Raw genomic sequence first — 17,270 nt, forward strand, 5'->3', positions numbered from 1 at the left:
AGTATTCCCCTCGTCATTCATGATACCCTACAGAATCATCCCCAATTTTCAATTATTAAAAAGCCGTAACAGTCCGATCTCACTTCTCCCACGGATACTTGCCGTTCTCGTCTTTAGGCGTCTCACGCATGATTTTTTTGGTGCCTTCTTCCATCTCCTGGCGCCGCTTCTTACGATTGTGGTGACGAATGATCAGGACAATGCCACCAATGCCGCAATAGACAATCAACCGGGTGAACATTTTAACAGTCCCATAAATGATCATTATCATTAACATTATTAGTCCTCCTAGCCACTAAAACGAGTTAAGCCGTTACTTTGGCAGGTGCGAAATAATCCAACAACGCTTGCCACTTCTTAAATACAGCTTCCTCCGAATAACGTTTAGCATTCTGATAAGCCTGAGCACTATACTTCGCCAACTTATCTTGATCCTTCAATAAGTCCACAATCGTGGCGGTTAATTGCTTAACGTCACCGTCAGTCGTTAATTCACCGGATTGATGATTCTGGATAATGTCACTCGGGCCGTACTTGATGTCATTCGCGACCATTGGCAGTCCATGTGCTTGCGCTTCCAATAGCATTAACGAGAATCCTTCTGCGCGACTTGGTAACAGTCCCAATTGGGCACGATTGTAGACCGCATTGACGTCCGTGGTGTAACCCTTGAACAGCACGACATCTTCTAGGTGGGCCGCCGCAACTTGTGCGTGCAATTGCTTTTCGATATCACCATTAGCATAGCCCCACAGCTCGAGCTTGGCATCTGGGAATTGCTTGTGGACTTCAATGAAGGCCTCAATTGAATGATTCTGCTGCTTTTCAGGTGCCAACCGTGCGACATGCACAACTAGGTGCTTTTGGCGCTGATCAAAGGCCACTGGTTGTTCAGTCAAAGTGGCATCGGTCACGTAGCCGACTGGAATGGTAAACGCAGGAATCGCGGTCCCAAACCGGGCAGCGACGTCCTTACTCTGTTCGGGCGTTGCCGAGATGACCGCGTCCCACTCTTGCCAGTTATTTAAGGCATTCGCATAGTTGTTATTGAGCGTTGAATGTAGAATATCGTTAGCATCACTCACATGATTGTTATGTAAGTGCAAGACTTTCTTGGCGGGCGTCTTCATATTGAAGAGTCCCCAAGCACATTCCACGGTCCGGTCACAGATAAAGACATTTTGTTCATCCGTTAATTGATTTAACTCATCATAGAAGAACCGGGTCAACTCGTTCATTCCATTAAATGTATGACTTTGACCGTGATAGTTCAGTACCCGCCAAGTCACCCGTTCTTGGCCGGCATGGTTGAGCAAGTGAATCTTTTCGATGTGAATCAACCCATCGGGACCAAAGTAAGCTTCCTGGGCGATTTTACCGTCCCAATCAAAAAGCTGTTCCAAACATTTGAAGCCACGCGTATCCCACCAGCTCATCTTGAGCGTCCGACCATTAACATCGAAATACTGAACGTTACTGATGGCCTCAGTCCCAGCCCGTAGGTAAATAATCATGATTAACTTACCATGTTCAACGACTTGAACTTGGTTGTCCTTGCGGGTCTTAATGGCGTCAGCGGGCACTTCAAAGTCAGCGAGATTGAACGCTTGACGTTTGACACTGGTACTGCCATTGAAGAAGTCAAAGAGATTGACAAAATCGTCATCCGCAATCTGTGCGCCATCGAGAACGTCGTGCAGATTCATGGCAAAGATCCGTGTCACGATTTTAGCCGCGACCTGATTCTTTTTAAATAAATTCAGCCGATTGATCTCAGCTTGTTCGATTCCTGATTTTGAAAACTGCATGTTGTCGTTTAAGAAATAATACATAAGCGTCCCTCCTACTTAAGCCCTAATAATTGTTGCCAACGGTGCCAAACTTTCAATTCCGTCTGGGAGGTGTGCATCTTCTTAAAGGCTGCTTCACTAAACACCGTCAACTTCTTCGTATCCGTCATCAACTCCAGAACCCGGTCGCGCATTGCCAGTTGATTTCCGGCATCCACGACGAACCCATCTTGTCCATCGTTGATAAAATCCTTAGGGCCATAATTGAAGCGATAACTAACGACTGGAATCCCATGGCTCATGGCTTCAGGCATACTCATTGGGCCGCCATCCACTAAGTCAGTATTCAACAGGACTTGGTAATCGTCATACCGTTTGTCTAAGTCGGGATGATAATCCAATAAATGAACGTTATTGGTCAATTTCAATTCTTCAATTAATTTCGTCAACGTCTTGATGTACTCAGGATCACCATAACCATAAAAATCACATTGAACGTCTTGTAGCTGTTGCTTGACGAGTGCAATCACTCTGATCAACTGGTCAAGCTGCCGGTCTGGTGCGATTCGACCAACGTATAACAACTCTTTGGGCCGTTCCAAGATTGGCCGCAGCTTACTTTGCGCCATCGGACTAGTCGTCACTGCCGGTAAGACGGTCACGTTCGCCTTACTAAACCGCGTTTTAAGGTGTTGCGCTTGACTTTCCGTACTTGTAATAAAGCCATCAAAGTGTTGTAAGTTATCAAAAGCTGGCGTTAAGAAGCCGTCCAGTGGTGCGTGGACCGGATCGTTGATGTCCTTGGCATGATAAATCGGCACGGTCACGTATTTGTGCGAATCGTCTTGAAGTTCCAGTAATGGCACCACACTAGTCCCAGGGCGGTCACTGATAAACGTCGTCGTGTCCTGATCCTCATGACTTAATTCAGCTAAGAAGAACCGGAATAACTGATTTGCATCCTGGAAGAACCGCTCCACTTGGCCGCGATAGTTCTTCAGAATCAAACGAGACGCTAACGGATTACCGTTCGTATCTGGAACGAAATATTGTTCCATGACGGTCTGGCCCTGTAGATTGTAATAGCGTTCCAAAACCAACTTGCCGTTCTGGCCAAAATACTGTGTGCTCGACTTAAAGCCCCGCCAATCCCAAAGGTCCGTGGCCGTCAAATTGCCTTGATTATCGAAAAATTCTTGATAGAAGACACGTCCAATTGTCCCTGGAATGAAGCCAACGTTACTGACCAAGTCATCGCCGTTGAAGACTTTACTAAAATTGGCGCCGACTTCTACGGCATATTCCTTAGGTAGCCGCATATCTTCGGTATGTAAGACTTTGACCGGAACATCCGTCGTTCCCTGAAAATAGTCAAACATATTGAGTACTTGCTCATTGGCTAATCCAAAAGTACCCATCGTTTGATGTAATAACCGATCATACATCTTCGTCACGATTTTTGCTGGTGCCTTATGATGATTGAAGAGTTTCACCCGATTAATTGCCGCGTGTTCAACGCTCGAGTTCTTACCCAAAATATATTCATTGATAAAGTAAAACATACAGTCCACCCTTTCTTCCGTTCACATTATGCTTGCCGATATGTGTAGTTGTAATAATTAACCAGACCTGAAAGAAAATGCTCAGAGTCGTCAATTCGGGTACGGAAATTATCATCACGGGCGTAAAAGCCGCCGACGAATTTTTCCGGCCGATACAAATACATCGCAATTTCTGGTAGCCAAGCACCGGCTTGAATCTCATAAAGGGCCCGACGATGCATCAATTGATGAAGAACTGGAACCTCATAATCAGCCAACAATTCGTCGTTTCCAGAACGTTGAATGCGGTCCACCATTTTTTGGGAAGCATCCAATAACTCTAGCAAGGTTGGCGAAGCATGGACCCGGTTCTTAATATAGTTAAAATGCGTAAACACATTCTTGATGCCCAACTTCATATAATCTTGGTTGTCTGGAAATACCGAAAGTGCTTCATTGATGGCATAAGCAATCCAGTGATCGTGGAACTGACCATAATCGTTAGCGACCATTCGATCTAACATTTCACGAACCAACTGCTTCGTCTCATCATTGGGTTGTAACTCATACAACCGACATAAAGCAAACACGGCTTCACCATCATAATAGATGATTCGGAATCCGGATTTGAGCGTTAAGTCCTCGTTTAGCACATGGATAAAGCCAGTCTCGGAGTTCCAGAATTCCTTAATGCCATTGAACGCCTGCTGCAGAACTGGTGCAAAAGTTCGATCCAGCGATAATTCCTGATACTTGCAAAGTGCCAGAATTAACATCGCTTGACTGCCCAGCTTCAATTCGTCCTTATCGCTCAAATACACGGCGTCATCCACTTTAAGAAGTGAATGATTGATGCCCCACTGCAGCGCTCGTTTAATTCGCGGAAAATCTGCTGAACGCTTTGTCTGTTCAGCGGCCTCCAGTAGCGCATAGACGGTCGAAAAGTGACGCAAATAATTATAGCTGGTCAACACACGTTGTAATGCTGGAAAGTATCCGTAGACAAACTTTCCGGCTTCATCAAGCTGACGCATTAAATAAGATTCACCCTCGGAAATGACCTGGTTAATTGTCTCACGTTCATTGGTGATCTTGCGGATGCCTTTTTCCAGATAGCCATCCGTTTCTAGCGTATGAATCTGCTGGCCGTCAAAGAACACCCCACTTGTCGTAAAACTCCACACATGTGACACCTGCGCAATATCGACGTCCAAATCCGGCTCACGCGTCTTCAGATAATCGGCAATGCGATCGTAATCAGCCCATGAATTAGCATGTCCGTCACCAACTCGAGACGCCTTGCTTGGTTTGAAGAATGCTTGGCCATTAATTTCGGTTTCAAGCAGTGCCGTCCTAAAATCAGCGTCAAAACTAACGCCATAGCGCCAAAAGTTCATTTTAGTAATCTTGAAAAGCTTTTCTTCAAAAAGTTTGCGTGCTAGCACCTGAACTCCTTGCACGATATCCAAGCGCACCCAACTATTATTTGACGTTGCGCCCAGTACCGTTGCGATGGATTGCCAAACATCGTTAAATGTATCACCACGATAAAATTTCACACTCGCACGATGTCGCTTGTCTGAAACTGACAATGCCAAAGTCACTTTTTGACTTGCATCATTCTGTAGATTACCAATATCAATAAGCGTCTGTTTTAGCTTTTTCACAACTGATTTCTGCATGTTACGACCTCTTTTATATTTTATATGTATGCCAAAACGGGCCTATTCAGCCCGCTTTGGTCAATAGTTTAATTTTACACCGAGTTTCGTTTACAGTGCTAACAAAGTTACTTTGAATTTAAACTATTTTTGTTGATCCTCATCTTCGTCATCATCTTTCTTACGACGACGGCCGAACAAGAAGAACCACCAGCCGAGTCCGGCCGCTGCAGCTGCTGTAAGCAACCCGCCAAAGATCGTTCCAGCGTTATTGCTTGTGTCAGATGCAGTCTTGCCATTCTCATCTGTATTGCCTGTACCAACTTTATCATTCGTACTGTCGGTATCAGTGGACTTATCATCCGTATCCGAATCATCACTATCTGAGCCCTTATTGTCTGAGTCAGATGATGTTGAAGTCGTCCCATCTTCAGAATCAGTGGTTGCCGTACTCTGCGCACTTGCAGCCGCATAAGCTACTGGAGTTGCAGCAGTCGTTGACGTGGTTGCTGCACCATCACTTGATGGCGATGCAACTGCCAACGTAGCAGCTGTGGCTGAAACACCACTCGTTGCAGCTACAGTTGATGCACTAGCGCTTGAAGCCGACGTCGAGTTAGTTGAACTTGAAGCCACGGTACCATTTGACGTTCCAGTTGAAGTACTACTGTTTGAACTAGTAGTAGAAGAACCAGTATTCGTCGTTGAACCGGTATTGTTTGTTCCACTAGTCGAGCCACTGTTCGAGTCAGATGAGCTACTATCTGAGTCAGTCTCAGTATCCGATCCACTACCGGAGTTACTGCCGGAATTGTTGCCAGAACCAGATCCGGTGTTGCTGTTGGAATCGGAATCACTGTCGCTATAGGAATCTGAGTCACTGTCGGAGTCGGAATCGCTGTCAGAATCCGAGTCACTATCCGAGTCACTATCCGAGTCAGAATCGCTGTCGCTATCTGAATCACTGTCGGAATCGGAATCGCTGTCAGAGTCTGAATCGCTGTCAGAATCGGAATCGCTGTCAGAGTCTGAATCACTGTCAGAATCGGAATCGCTGTCAGAATCCGAGTCACTATCCGAGTCAGAATCGCTGTCGCTATCTGAGTCGGAATCACTGTCAGAATCGGAATCGCTGTCAGAATCCGAGTCACTATCCGAGTCAGAATCGCTGTCGCTATCTGAGTCACTGTCTGAGTCGGAATCACTATCAGAATCGGAGTCGCTGTCGCTATCTGAATCACTGTCCGAGTCTGAATCGCTGTCGGAGTCGGAATCACTGTCGGAATCCGAGTCACTATCGGAATTGGAGTCGCTGTCCGAGTCAGAATCACTGTCGGAATCTGAGTCGCTGTCGCTATCTGAGTCGCTGTCGGAGTCTGAGTCACTGTCCGAATCGGAATCGCTGTCGGAATCTGAATCACTGTCAGAGTCGGAATCGCTGTCGCTATCTGAATCACTATCGGAGTCTGAATCGCTGTCGGAATCCGAGTCACTATCGGAATCTGAATCAGAATCACTGTCGGAGTCGGAATCGCTGTCTGAGTCCGAGTCGCTATCCGAATCGGAGTCGCTGTCCGAATCTGAATCACTATCAGAATCTGAGTCGCTGTCTGAATCTGAATCACTATCGGAATCGGAATCGCTGTCTGAGTCTGAGTCGCTATCCGAATCACTATCGGAGTCACTGTCTGAATCTGAATCACTATCGGAGTCTGAATCGCTGTCGGAATCCGAGTCGCTGTCGCTATCTGAGTCGCTGTCGCTATCTGAGTCGCTATCGGAATCTGAATCACTGTCAGAGTCGGAATCACTGTCGCTATCTGAATCGCTGTCGGAATCCGAGTCACTGTCGGAATCTGAGTCACTATCGGAATCGGAATCGCTGTCGGAATCTGAGTCGCTGTCTGAGTCGGAATCACTGTCGGAATCTGAGTCGCTGTCGCTATCCGAATCGCTGTCCGAGTCGGAGTCACTATCGGAGTCTGAGTCACTGTCGGAATCCGAGTCACTATCTGAGTCTGAGTCGCTGTCTGAGTCGGAATCACTGTCGCTATCTGAGTCACTATCCGAATCCGAATCGCTATCGCTATCTGAGTCGCTGTCCGAGTCTGAATCGCTGTCGCTATCTGAGTCGGAATCACTATCGGAGTCTGAGTCGCTGTCGCTATCTGAGTCACTATCCGAATCCGAGTCGCTATCGCTGTCAGAATCGCTGTCGCTATCTGAATCTGAGTCGCTGTCCGAGTCGGAATCACTGTCGGAATCTGAGTCACTATCGGAATCCGAGTCACTATCGGAATCCGAGTCACTATCGGAATCCGAGTCACTATCCGAGTCAGAATCGCTATCGGAGTCTGAGTCGCTGTCTGAGTCCGAGTCACTATCGGAGTCGGAATCGCTGTCCGAGTCTGAGTCACTGTCGGAATCCGAGTCGCTGTCTGAGTCTGAATCTGAATCGCTGTCGGAATCCGAGTCACTGTCGCTATCCGAATCGCTGTCTGAATCTGAATCACTATCCGAGTCTGAATCGCTGTCGGAGTCAGAATCATCCTCAACAACATTAGCAGCTAAATCAGCATAGTACCCTGCATCATCCGCAGCACTGGAAGCCTTCTTCTTAGCCTCTGAAGCTTCGGAAGCTTTTGACTTAGCTTCTTCTGCATAGCTTGAAGCGGCTGAATTGTCACCAGCAGCTTCTGCGGAATCAGCACTTGATTGAGCGGTTGCCGCATTTGAAACTGCAGTTGATGCTGCGGTTGCAGCTGATTGTGCTTCGGATGCAGCTGCGGCTGCTTGTTCAGCATAAGAACTAGCAGTTGAATTGCTGCTTGCGTATTCGTTAGCAACAGTCGCATATGAACTCGCAACCGATCCGTATTCTGTGGCTTGGTTAGCGTAGTCAGCCGCTTCACTTGCAGCGGAATCAGCTGCTGAAGTTTGAACTGCGTTAACGGTCAAATATGCCCGGCCTAATGTTACTGTCGAAGTCGTTGAACCACTGGTACCTGTGATAACTAGATAGTAGTAACCGGATTCACTAGTCGTTAAGTCATCCAACTGCAACTCCGCACTAGTTTGGCCACTCAATGCGGTACCAGTGCCATCAGCAGTTGAAGAATAGTACCATTGATACGTAAACGTGCTATCACCAGTATCGCTGGTATAACTACCGTTTGGTGTCCAGGTAAGATCACTACCTGCATCGGCAGTTTCGTCATCAAGCCCATTACCGATCGTAACGGTCTTCGAAGCCGAATAGGTTGTCCCATCCGCATTTGTGATCGTTACGGTGATCGTCACCGTACCATCAGCAACAACGGTCAAAAGTCCAGAATCATCGATTGTTGCAACACTAGAATCACTAGTTGTCCATGTGATTTCGCCAGTCGCGTTCGATGGATTAGTCGTTGAGGTATATTGACTTGTCACTGAGCTACTTGAAGTCGAACTCGTCGTTGGGTTAACAACGTAAGCATCACCTGAGATGCTGATATCCGTTGCTGGAATATCACTCTCGTAAACGTCAACTTCTGCAATGTTACTTGCAAACGTGGTTGTGCCGACGATTCCAAGGAATGAATAGTTTGAAACATACTGGAATAGCAATGTTCCGGTATTTGGAACCGTAAACGTGATCGAACTCGTATTGGTCGTCGCATTATTTGACGAGCTGCTTGAAACAAGCGTTACATAGCCGTTGCTAGTGGCATAGGACAATGTCCGCCAAGTCCCATTAATCTGTACATACCAAGTTCCTGACGAAGTAGTGGCAACGGAGAACAAACCAGTTGCAGTTGCGGCTGATAATGTTACAGTTCCCCCAGTAACCGTTGACGTAACTGTTGACGGTTGCGAGGTCACCCCACCCGAAATGGTGATACCCCAGATACTGATTGCATCGCCTACGTTTGATGATTGCAGTGAACTGGTATCATTCGAATAAGCGACTGCTGAAGAAGCGGCCGTGGAGCCAAGTGCCGCATAACTTGTTGCAAGAGCAGCATAGGAAGTTGCTTCACTCGCTGCAGCTGAAGCATTGGTGACATACGACCTTGCAGCAGCATAGTCACCCGCAGCAACTGCTGAGGAAGCTTGACTGGTATACTGAGTTGCCATTGCGGCTGCAGATGTTGCAGCTGCGGCAGCCCCTAAAGTACTGGTTGCGTAACTATTCGTGTCGGCAACATATGAGCTACCCAACACCGTGTTTGACGTGTATTTGGCACCCAATGAACTTGCAACGCTCGAGGCGGTCGTCGCAGCTGAAGAAGCTGCACTGGCAGCACTGGAAGCAGCAGTTGCAATTGAGTTGTAATAACTAGACTGCGCTTCAACAACTGTCTCAGTCATTGCACTGGCGGCACTTGAAGCTGCAGCAACTTGATCAGTCGCATAAGTCAGACGTAGTGCGGCATAGCTTTGTTGCAAAGCAGCTGATTTATACTCACCATCTGCAGCATACGATGCGGCCAAACTAGCGGCATCACTGGCTGCGGCTGCGTATGAGCTAGCTGCGGCTGCAGCCGAACTAGCTGCCGTACTATAACTGCTCGTGGCACTCGTATTAAACGATGACCCCGCAACGTTGTAGGCGTTAGCGGCATTAGCGGCATATGATGCAGCTAATGAGGCTTGACTCCCTGCTTCGGTTGCAGATGATGAAGCCAAGTTAGCGTAACTCGAACCTAGATAGTCTGCCGCTGAGGAATCATTATCTTCAGTAACAGCATTTTCAAGCGCCGTGTTGAGGCTAGCCATAGCTGCAGAAGCAGCGCTACTTGCAAGGCTTGAAAAACCTGTTGCATAGCTGGCATAACTTGCAGCAACTGATGCTTCCATGTTAGCGGTGGAGTATGCACCTTCAGCTTCATAGGAAGAAGCCAAGGCACTGGTTGAAGCAGCAGAACTAGCCATCATAGCTGCTGATGAAGCATACGAATTAGCAACATTATATGAAGAAGTTGCTTGCGACGTATAGTAAGTTGCCAATGAACCCGTCAAGTTAGCGGAAGAATTGGCCAAACTGATGGCGTCACTGGCTGCATTAGCTTGTGAAGTCGCAGTTGAAGCAGCGCTACTTGCGGTACTTGCATAGCTGCTGGCAATTTCCGTGTAGGTTCCTTCTGGATTCGTGACGACGATGGTGATGACGTTACCAGAAGCGGTATAACTCCCGGTTCCTAAAATACCCGTAGTCCCAGTCGCAACGGCTTGATAGTAATAAGTCCCAGCAATTGAAATCGTTGCGGAATAGGTATCAGAAGTTGCACCAGTGATTACCGTCCAAGTCGAAACATACCAAGTATACGTTGCACCACTATAGAATGTCGTACTGTTTTTAAGCGTATTCGTGATCGAAATCGTCCCACCAACTGAGATACTGTTGGTCGTCGTCGCACTGGTCAAAGTGGCATTACTATTAGTTGTTTGTTGTCCGCTAACATTAGTTGAGAACTTAGCAGCTAAAGCCGCATTTGAAGTTGCAACTGCAGCGTAACTGTTTGCCAATGATGACGCAGATTGTGCAACCCGCGCATAAGAATCAGCCGTACCAGGATCACTGGCGCTAACGGCAGCGACTGCAGCGGAACTAGCAACCGCATAAGCGGATGAAGCTGAACTGGTTGCGGTTGCTGCGCTGGAAGCATAAGCGGATGCTTGTGTCCCAGTTTGAGTAGCAGCAACACTGGCTGCGCTCGAAGCAGTACTCGTCGCGCTACTTGCAACCGTGGCACTAGATGAAGCGGCAGTTGCTAAATCGCTGATTGCCGTACTGTTTGCAAGGCTCGCGGCTGAAGTTGCCGTACTTGCGGCAGTGCTCCCAGCTGTTGCGGCACTTACTGCAGTCGTTGCGGCTGAGGTCGTTGCAACATAGGCCGTACTGGTGGCTTCATAATCATCGTTGGCAGCGGCGCTACTTACGGCTGCATAAGCTGATGAAGCTGCAGCTGCGGCAACGGCTGCGGTTGAAGCAGCAGTCGATGCGGCTGCGGCCGTGCTAGAAGCAACGGCATACGCAGATGAAACGGTGGTACTGGTCTTGTCATACTGCATTGCTAAGTAAGCGCTATTAGCGGCTTCGGCAGCTGAACTAGCAGCTTCCGTTGCGGTATTTGCTGCACTAGAGGCAGCAGCGTAAGTACTGCTTGCTAAACTAACCAGCCCTTGCGTTGCTGCACTGCTAGCAGTCGATGCGGCAGTTGAAGCAGCTACAGCGTATGAACTAGCTGCAGAAGCCGCGCTCACTGCTTGAGAATTAGCATTCGCATAAGATAAAGTGTTAGTTGTTGGAGACCCAACATCAGCATCTAGTGCATTTAAGTACATATTTGCCAAACTATTATAGTGGCGTGCCAAGTCAGCAGCGTAGATTGCTTCTTGATAGGCACTTTGGGCGGCGCTCACTGCAGCTTGCGTCGTTAAGTCGTTGACCAAACTAGCATAGCTACTGGCAAGCGTCGCGTATGAATCAGCTAATGAAGCTGAGGATGATGCAGCATTTGCGGCCGTACTATCCGTATTGGCGCTGGATGAGGTCGTTGTGGCTGAATATGCAGCAATAGTCGTATATTGAGTCGCTGTACTCGAACTCGCCGAGCTGCTCGATGCTGAACTTGTGGCAGTACTAGAACTGGCAGAACTTGAAGTGCTTGCACTGGACGTGCTGGTTGAACTGGAGCTGGCCGTTGAGCTAGAACTAGTGTCAGCACTGGAACTGCTGTCTGAACTAGAGCTGCTCGATGTTGAACTTGTGGTTTCGCTCGAACTTGCACTAGAAGCGCTAGTGCTACTGTCACTAGCTGCACTTGACGTTGACGTCGTGCTGCTTACACTGCTACTTGCGGTGCTGGAAGTTGACGTGGCACTAGTCGTACTCGTGCTACTTGCCGAACTCGCTGCAGAGCTACTCGAACTGGTTGAACTACTTGACGAACTACTATCGGAATTACTGCTACTCTCAGTTTCACTGGAAGAAGATGCCGAGCTACTTGACGTTGACCTACTCTCGCTAGTCGAGCTGCTGGCCGTGGCAGCAGCCAGTGCCGCCGCACTTGCTGCTGATGAGGTCGATGAACTCGACTCCGAACTCGCCGCACTAGTCGTACTGCTAGTGGCATCACTAGATGTGTCCGCCGCAACCGTGTCCGCGTGGGATACCAATTGTGGTGCACCAGTCAATACAAAAGATGCCATGGCCGTAAATACCCAAGTACGACCAACTTTGAACATCTTGTAGTGGACTTTCGGATCTCCTCTAAAAGATTTATGTCTCAGAAATTTCATGGTTTAGCCTTCCTTCTTTAAACCTAATCAAACCCATTCATATATGATAGCGCGCATTCATATATATCGTTATTGGTATACACCATTAACCGTTTGATGTTAAGTTAATAATACTATGATTAGGTTCAATTGCCAATAGTTAACTGAGTCAATCTTGTCGCCCTCACGCCATTTATCTGCATGACATTTTTATTAAATAAATAATATTAATGAAAACGAGTGTCATAGGCGCTGAAAAGCCCATGACACTCGTTAGTTTACTTAAATATTATTAATACTGGTTTTACAAAATAAATTGTGAATTTTTTGTGATTTTTTCTTGAAATTTATTTATACTGATAAATTTGGTAATGCTTTCACACAATTATTTCAATCTAAAAGTAATTGGTCTACTAGTCACTCGTTTACAATTCACCCTGATTGTGATTTAAATCCGCCGCATGTTCGGCCGCCGTTTTTTGAACACCGCGGTCCAAGCTGTTGACTAATAACGCTAAGATAACTAACCCCAGACCAATCAGGTAAACCCAATGTAGCCCGGTGTAGAGAATCCGATGCAAGGTCGGCAATAAGTGTTGTGGTAATTCAGTCGCCGTTTGCGGATTAATTAACTTGTTCAGCATTGCCATGTTCGTCGCTGGGTGCTGCTGAATCCCCTGGTTCATGCCGACGTTCAACGCGATCCCGAAGATGGAAATCATCAACGTTTGACCGATCGTCCGGCTCAGCGTGTTGAACGACGTCGCCACCCCAACGTTTTTTGCAGGGACTAAATGCTGGGACGTCACCGTTGTCGCGGTAATCGTGATTCCAAAACCGATCCCACCGATTGCCGTGATAAGGAAGAACCATGGGAAGGCAGTCGTGACTGGCAGCCAAGCTAAGCAAATGCTGGTGACTAAGATGAATGCCAGACTGAGATAGAGAATCCGCCGTGGGGCCCACTTAGCTAACAAGCGGCCGGTGACAAATGAACCAACGATCCACATCAATGAACTCGGTGTCACCGCAAATCCGGCTAACGAGGCTGGTACGCCTAAAATCCCCTGCGTCCAGGTTGGAATGTAGACTTCCACAGCCATTAAGAAGCCACTCACGAGCGCCGCTACCGCATTTTGAATCACAAAAGTCCGATTCTTGAATAAGTCCATCGAAATCACGGGTTCATCAGTCCGACTTTCGCGCCGAATAAATAGCCACAAGCTTAACGCACTGATGACCCACGCTGCAATGACCGCGGTCCAACTGATCGTGGCGTTACCTAACAACTGGAAGCTCAACATCAAGCATAATAGGAAGAGCATTAGCCACCAGCTACCAAGATAATCGATTTTGACATCATTGTGGCGCTTAGGTTCGCGTAGATAGAATTGGAATAGGAACAGTGTGATCAGACCGACCGGCACATTAATGAAGAAAATCCAGTGCCAACTCAACTTATCGACGATCAGTCCACCAATCAGTGGCGCCAATACGGAGGCAATCCCCCACGCCGAACTATTGAAGCCCAGTACCTTGGCCCGACGTTCAAACGAATAAATATCGGCAATGATCGTCATTGACACTGGCATCAGTGCCCCAGCACCAATCCCTTGAATCGCGCGCCAAAAAATCAGCACAGGCATCGAGTTGGATAGCCCACTCATCATTGACCCGATGATAAAAATAATCAGGCCGGCTTGCATGACCGGCTTACGGCCAACCAAGTCCGTTAGTTTGCCATAAATTGGGGTCATCATGGCGTTGGTCAGTAAATAAATCGAAAAGACCCAGTTCATCAGTGACACGCCATGTAGGTCCCCAACGATCGTCGGTAAGGCCGTCGAGACGATGGTCCCTTCAATCGCACTCATAAAAGTCGCGACGTAAATGGCAATCGTCACCGCCACGACATTCGTTTTTCGTTGTTGCATGTTCATTAATTCTCCTTTATTCTCTGTTGCCGTCAATACCATTCACAAAAGTAGCCCGCAAAAAAAGCGACCCTGAATAAAAGGTCGCTTTTAGCGTCGAGTACCTACAGACCGTAACGGCGAACCGTTACCGCGTTATTTAAATTCTGCTTTTAAGGCATCGACCTTATCCGTGTGTTCCCATGGTAAGTCAATGTCAGTCCGACCAAAGTGGCCATATGCAGCCGTTTGGCGATAAATTGGCCGTTGTAAATCAAGCATCTTAATGATACCTGCTGGACGCAGGTCGAAGTTCTTACGGATAGCCGCAATCAACGCTTCATCGCTGACTTTACCGGTTCCGGCAGTGTCTACGGCGATTGAAACGGGTTCTGCAACCCCGATAGCATAGGCCAACTGAACTTCAACTTGATCAGCTAAGCCCGCTGCAACCACATTTTTGGCAATGTAGCGCGCCGCGTAACTCGCTGAACGGTCAACCTTGGTGGCATCCTTGCCAGAGAAGGCCCCACCACCATGATGGGCAAAACCACCGTACGTATCAACGATCACTTTCCGACCAGTCAAACCGGCATCCCCTTGAGGACCCCCGATGACGAACCGACCAGTTGGGTTGACCAAGTACTTGGTCTTGTCGTCCAACAATTCAGCAGGTAATTCTGCCTTGATGACTTGTTCGATGACCGTTTGACGAATCGTGTCCAGGTCAACGTCCGGATCATGCTGGGTCGATAGGACGACCGTGTCGATCCGTTGGGGTTGATTGGCTTCGTCATATTCAACCGTCACTTGAGCCTTAGCATCTGGCCGCAACCATTTGATTGTACCGGCCTTGCGCAATGCGGCGATTTTACGCATCAAGCGATGGCTTAATGCGATGGGCAGTGGCATCAATTCTGGGGTTTCGTTAATGGCATAGCCAAACATCATCCCTTGATCACCAGCACCGATTTGATCTAATGGGTCAGCATCGCCAGTCCGCGTCTCTAGTGAGTCATCGACCCCTTGCGCGATATCTGGTGATTGTTCATCCAATGAGACAAGGACGGCACAGTTGTCACCGTCAAAGCCGTATTGACCATCAACGTAGCCAATCGACTTGATCGTGTCACGCACGACCTTTTGAATATCAACATAGGCCTTGGTCGAAACTTCACCGAAGACCAGCACTAATCCAGTCGTCACCGAGGTTTCAACGGCGACCCGTGCTTGCGGATCCTGCGCCAACATGGCGTCGAGGATGGCGTCACTGATTTGGTCAGCAATCTTATCTGGATGACCCTCAGAGACTGATTCAGATGTAAATAAGTGTCTTTCACTCACAATAAATTCCCCCTTGATAATTTCGGTTACAAGGCATCTAAGCATCGTAAGTCGATAAAACTTACGTTACTTATCCTTTCGGGAACGGCTCATAACTATATAAGGTTATCACAATCACCGTTTTTTTTAAAGAATTCCGTGAAATTATTGACGCCGGCACCCCCGACCGGTACGATTAAAGCATTATCTTAATTAGAGAGTGTTGACAAAATGATTCGAATCGGAAAATTACATCTCAAACGCGATTACGTCGCTTTGGCCGTCTATGCCATTGCCCAGAGTATCATCAGTTGGTGGGCGGCGCTTGATTACGGCCGGTCATTTCAAACGGCGACCTTTTCAGCCGCGCAGCTCCCCCTGATTGGGTACACCTTAGCTGTCGCCGCGGCGGTCTTCATCATTTTAGACCGGCGCATCGCCCCACAGTGGAGTCTGATTGCCATTGGGATTACGGTCGCCTTAGCCTTCACCAATATCATCGCTAAGGAGTCAGAACTGCTCTATCTCTTACTGACTTGTAGCGCATGGTTGCTCATCATGGCCGTCCCCAGGTTTGGTATGCAAAACTACTTCGGTCTAGTCGTTTTCGGCGTCATCATGACTTACACGATTCCAGTGGCGGTCTTTGATTTGCAAAATAATTATTTGTCCACGACCTTCCTCTGGAAACTAGTGCCCATGTTAGCCAGTTACGTGTTCCTCTACGTCCCGAGCTTCAGCCATCAGCGTCAAATCAATCAGTTGATTTCCGCGATCACTGGCGCGCTACTGGTTATCACCATCTTTTTACAACCGTTGACCTGGCAGACGATCCTTGCAATTTTAATTACGATTGCCGTCTGGTTCAGCCAACAGTCGTATGGCCGCACACGCCGCCATTTGATGATCAATGTCGGGGTTCAGCTGATTTTGATGTTCTTACTGTATTGATTGAGGCCTTAAAAACGCACGGTCAGTCGCATCCGTTTGATGCCGCTGACCGTGCGTTTTAATTAGCTCAAGATTTCGTTTGTAAATTCTGAGTGAACTGCCGCCACTTTTCAATGACCGACTGTTTACTGAACCGCTGCGAAGAACGATAGGCGTTCTCCAAAAATTGCTCGTGAATCTCTGGGTGTTGCAAGTAGTGCCGGACCTTATCAGTGAGTTCATCGATGTCATCCGGGGTAATTAAGTAGCCATTGATGCCATCCTCGATAATATCATCTGGACCGTATGCAACGCGATACCCGATGACCGGAACACCGTAGCTTTCAGCTTCCATGGTGGCGAGTGAGAAGCCCTCTTCAATACTCGTGATTAGCGCGACACTCGCTTTCTGATATTCAGCCGCCAAATCTGGGAAAAAGCCGCGAATAAAGATGTGTTGCTCCAAATGATTCGTTTTGATGAACTGGCGCATCTGCCGTTCGACCTTGGCGCCATACCCGAACAAGTGTAACGTTAAGTCCGGAAATTCTGGCACTAACCGGCGAACCACTTCTAGCTGATGCATTAATTGCTTTTCTGGTGCATAACGCGCCACACTAATCATCCGCCGAGGCTCGCGACCATCGCGCTTGATCGGTTGCTCAGTCGTATAGCCGACCGGAATGACCGTGATTGGAGGCAAATTGTCAAAACGTGCAAGTAAATCACGTTTTTGATGTGCTGTTGAAACAATCATCTGGTCGAATCGATCTGGATGTTCCAAGACAAAACGGTAGACGCCTTTTAATGGGCCAGTGATTGGGTCCACGCCCACCCGAAATTGGGTGT

Annotated in this window: 9 protein-coding genes and 1 riboswitch; of the genes, 1 reads left to right on the top strand and 8 read right to left on the bottom strand. The window is 47.9% G+C overall.

Annotated elements, in window-relative coordinates:
• Window positions 1-79 precede the first annotated feature (79 nt).
• From KGF65_RS13955 to metK, 7 genes are all read right to left on the bottom strand, one after another.
• Complete coding sequence (locus tag KGF65_RS13955) at window positions 80-277, bottom strand: hypothetical protein (RefSeq protein ID WP_216748641.1); 198 nt, start codon at window positions 275-277, stop codon at window positions 80-82.
• Window positions 278-305: 28 nt separating this feature from the next.
• Window positions 306-1,832: a glycosyltransferase gene (locus tag KGF65_RS13960; protein ID WP_216748642.1), complete on the bottom strand. Its 1,527-nt coding sequence runs from the start codon at window positions 1,830-1,832 to the stop codon at window positions 306-308.
• Between the two features lie 11 nt (window positions 1,833-1,843).
• The gene (asp1, locus tag KGF65_RS13965; RefSeq protein WP_105923594.1) at window positions 1,844-3,352 is read right to left on the bottom strand and encodes an accessory Sec system glycosyltransferase Asp1; all 1,509 of its coding nucleotides are present in this window, start codon (window positions 3,350-3,352) and stop codon (window positions 1,844-1,846) included.
• A gap of 26 nt (window positions 3,353-3,378) precedes the next feature.
• Entirely contained in the window at window positions 3,379-5,013 is a 1,635-nt protein-coding gene (locus KGF65_RS13970) for a glycosyl transferase family 1 (protein ID WP_105923595.1), read from the bottom strand.
• A gap of 123 nt (window positions 5,014-5,136) precedes the next feature.
• The gene (locus KGF65_RS13975) at window positions 5,137-12,276 is read right to left on the bottom strand and encodes a KxYKxGKxW signal peptide domain-containing protein (protein WP_216748644.1); all 7,140 of its coding nucleotides are present in this window, start codon (window positions 12,274-12,276) and stop codon (window positions 5,137-5,139) included.
• Window positions 12,277-12,680: 404 nt separating this feature from the next.
• Window positions 12,681-14,189: an MDR family MFS transporter gene (locus KGF65_RS13980; protein WP_050340214.1), complete on the bottom strand. Its 1,509-nt coding sequence runs from the start codon at window positions 14,187-14,189 to the stop codon at window positions 12,681-12,683.
• Between the two features lie 135 nt (window positions 14,190-14,324).
• On the bottom strand, window positions 14,325-15,512 hold the full coding sequence (gene metK / locus KGF65_RS13985) for a methionine adenosyltransferase (RefSeq protein ID WP_050340213.1): 1,188 nt from the start codon (window positions 15,510-15,512) through the stop codon (window positions 14,325-14,327).
• Window positions 15,510-15,612: riboswitch (SMK box riboswitch) on the bottom strand. Its footprint overlaps the gene before it by 3 nt.
• Window positions 15,613-15,722: 110 nt before the next feature.
• Between metK and KGF65_RS13990 the strand changes: the two genes are divergently transcribed.
• On the top strand, window positions 15,723-16,442 hold the full coding sequence (locus KGF65_RS13990; protein WP_050340212.1) for a hypothetical protein: 720 nt from the start codon (window positions 15,723-15,725) through the stop codon (window positions 16,440-16,442).
• 67 nt (window positions 16,443-16,509) lie between these two features.
• On the opposite strand, the gene KGF65_RS17115 is transcribed toward KGF65_RS13990, so the two are convergent.
• Complete coding sequence (locus tag KGF65_RS17115; protein ID WP_313850647.1) at window positions 16,510-17,250, bottom strand: glycosyltransferase; 741 nt, start codon at window positions 17,248-17,250, stop codon at window positions 16,510-16,512.
• Window positions 17,251-17,270: the final 20 nt, after the last annotated feature.

Origin of the sequence: Lactiplantibacillus sp. 30.2.29 (genome assembly GCF_018991255.1) — a bacterium.
Taxonomy (GTDB): domain Bacteria; phylum Bacillota; class Bacilli; order Lactobacillales; family Lactobacillaceae; genus Lactiplantibacillus; species Lactiplantibacillus pentosus.

Bases quoted from the DNA above. Each gene is read 5' to 3' on its own strand.
- KGF65_RS13970 (WP_105923595.1), bottom strand. From the start codon at position 5,013: ATGCAGAAATCAGTTGTGAAAAAGCTAAAACAGACGCTTATTGATATT.
- KGF65_RS13990 (WP_050340212.1), top strand. From the start codon at position 15,723: ATGATTCGAATCGGAAAATTACATCTCAAACGCGATTACGTCGCTTTG.
- KGF65_RS13960 (WP_216748642.1), bottom strand. From the start codon at position 1,832: ATGTATTATTTCTTAAACGACAACATGCAGTTTTCAAAATCAGGAATC.
- KGF65_RS13980 (WP_050340214.1), bottom strand. From the start codon at position 14,189: ATGCAACAACGAAAAACGAATGTCGTGGCGGTGACGATTGCCATTTAC.
- KGF65_RS13955 (WP_216748641.1), bottom strand. From the start codon at position 277: ATGTTAATGATAATGATCATTTATGGGACTGTTAAAATGTTCACCCGG.
- asp1 (WP_105923594.1), bottom strand. From the start codon at position 3,352: ATGTTTTACTTTATCAATGAATATATTTTGGGTAAGAACTCGAGCGTT.
- KGF65_RS13975 (WP_216748644.1), bottom strand. From the start codon at position 12,276: ATGAAATTTCTGAGACATAAATCTTTTAGAGGAGATCCGAAAGTCCAC.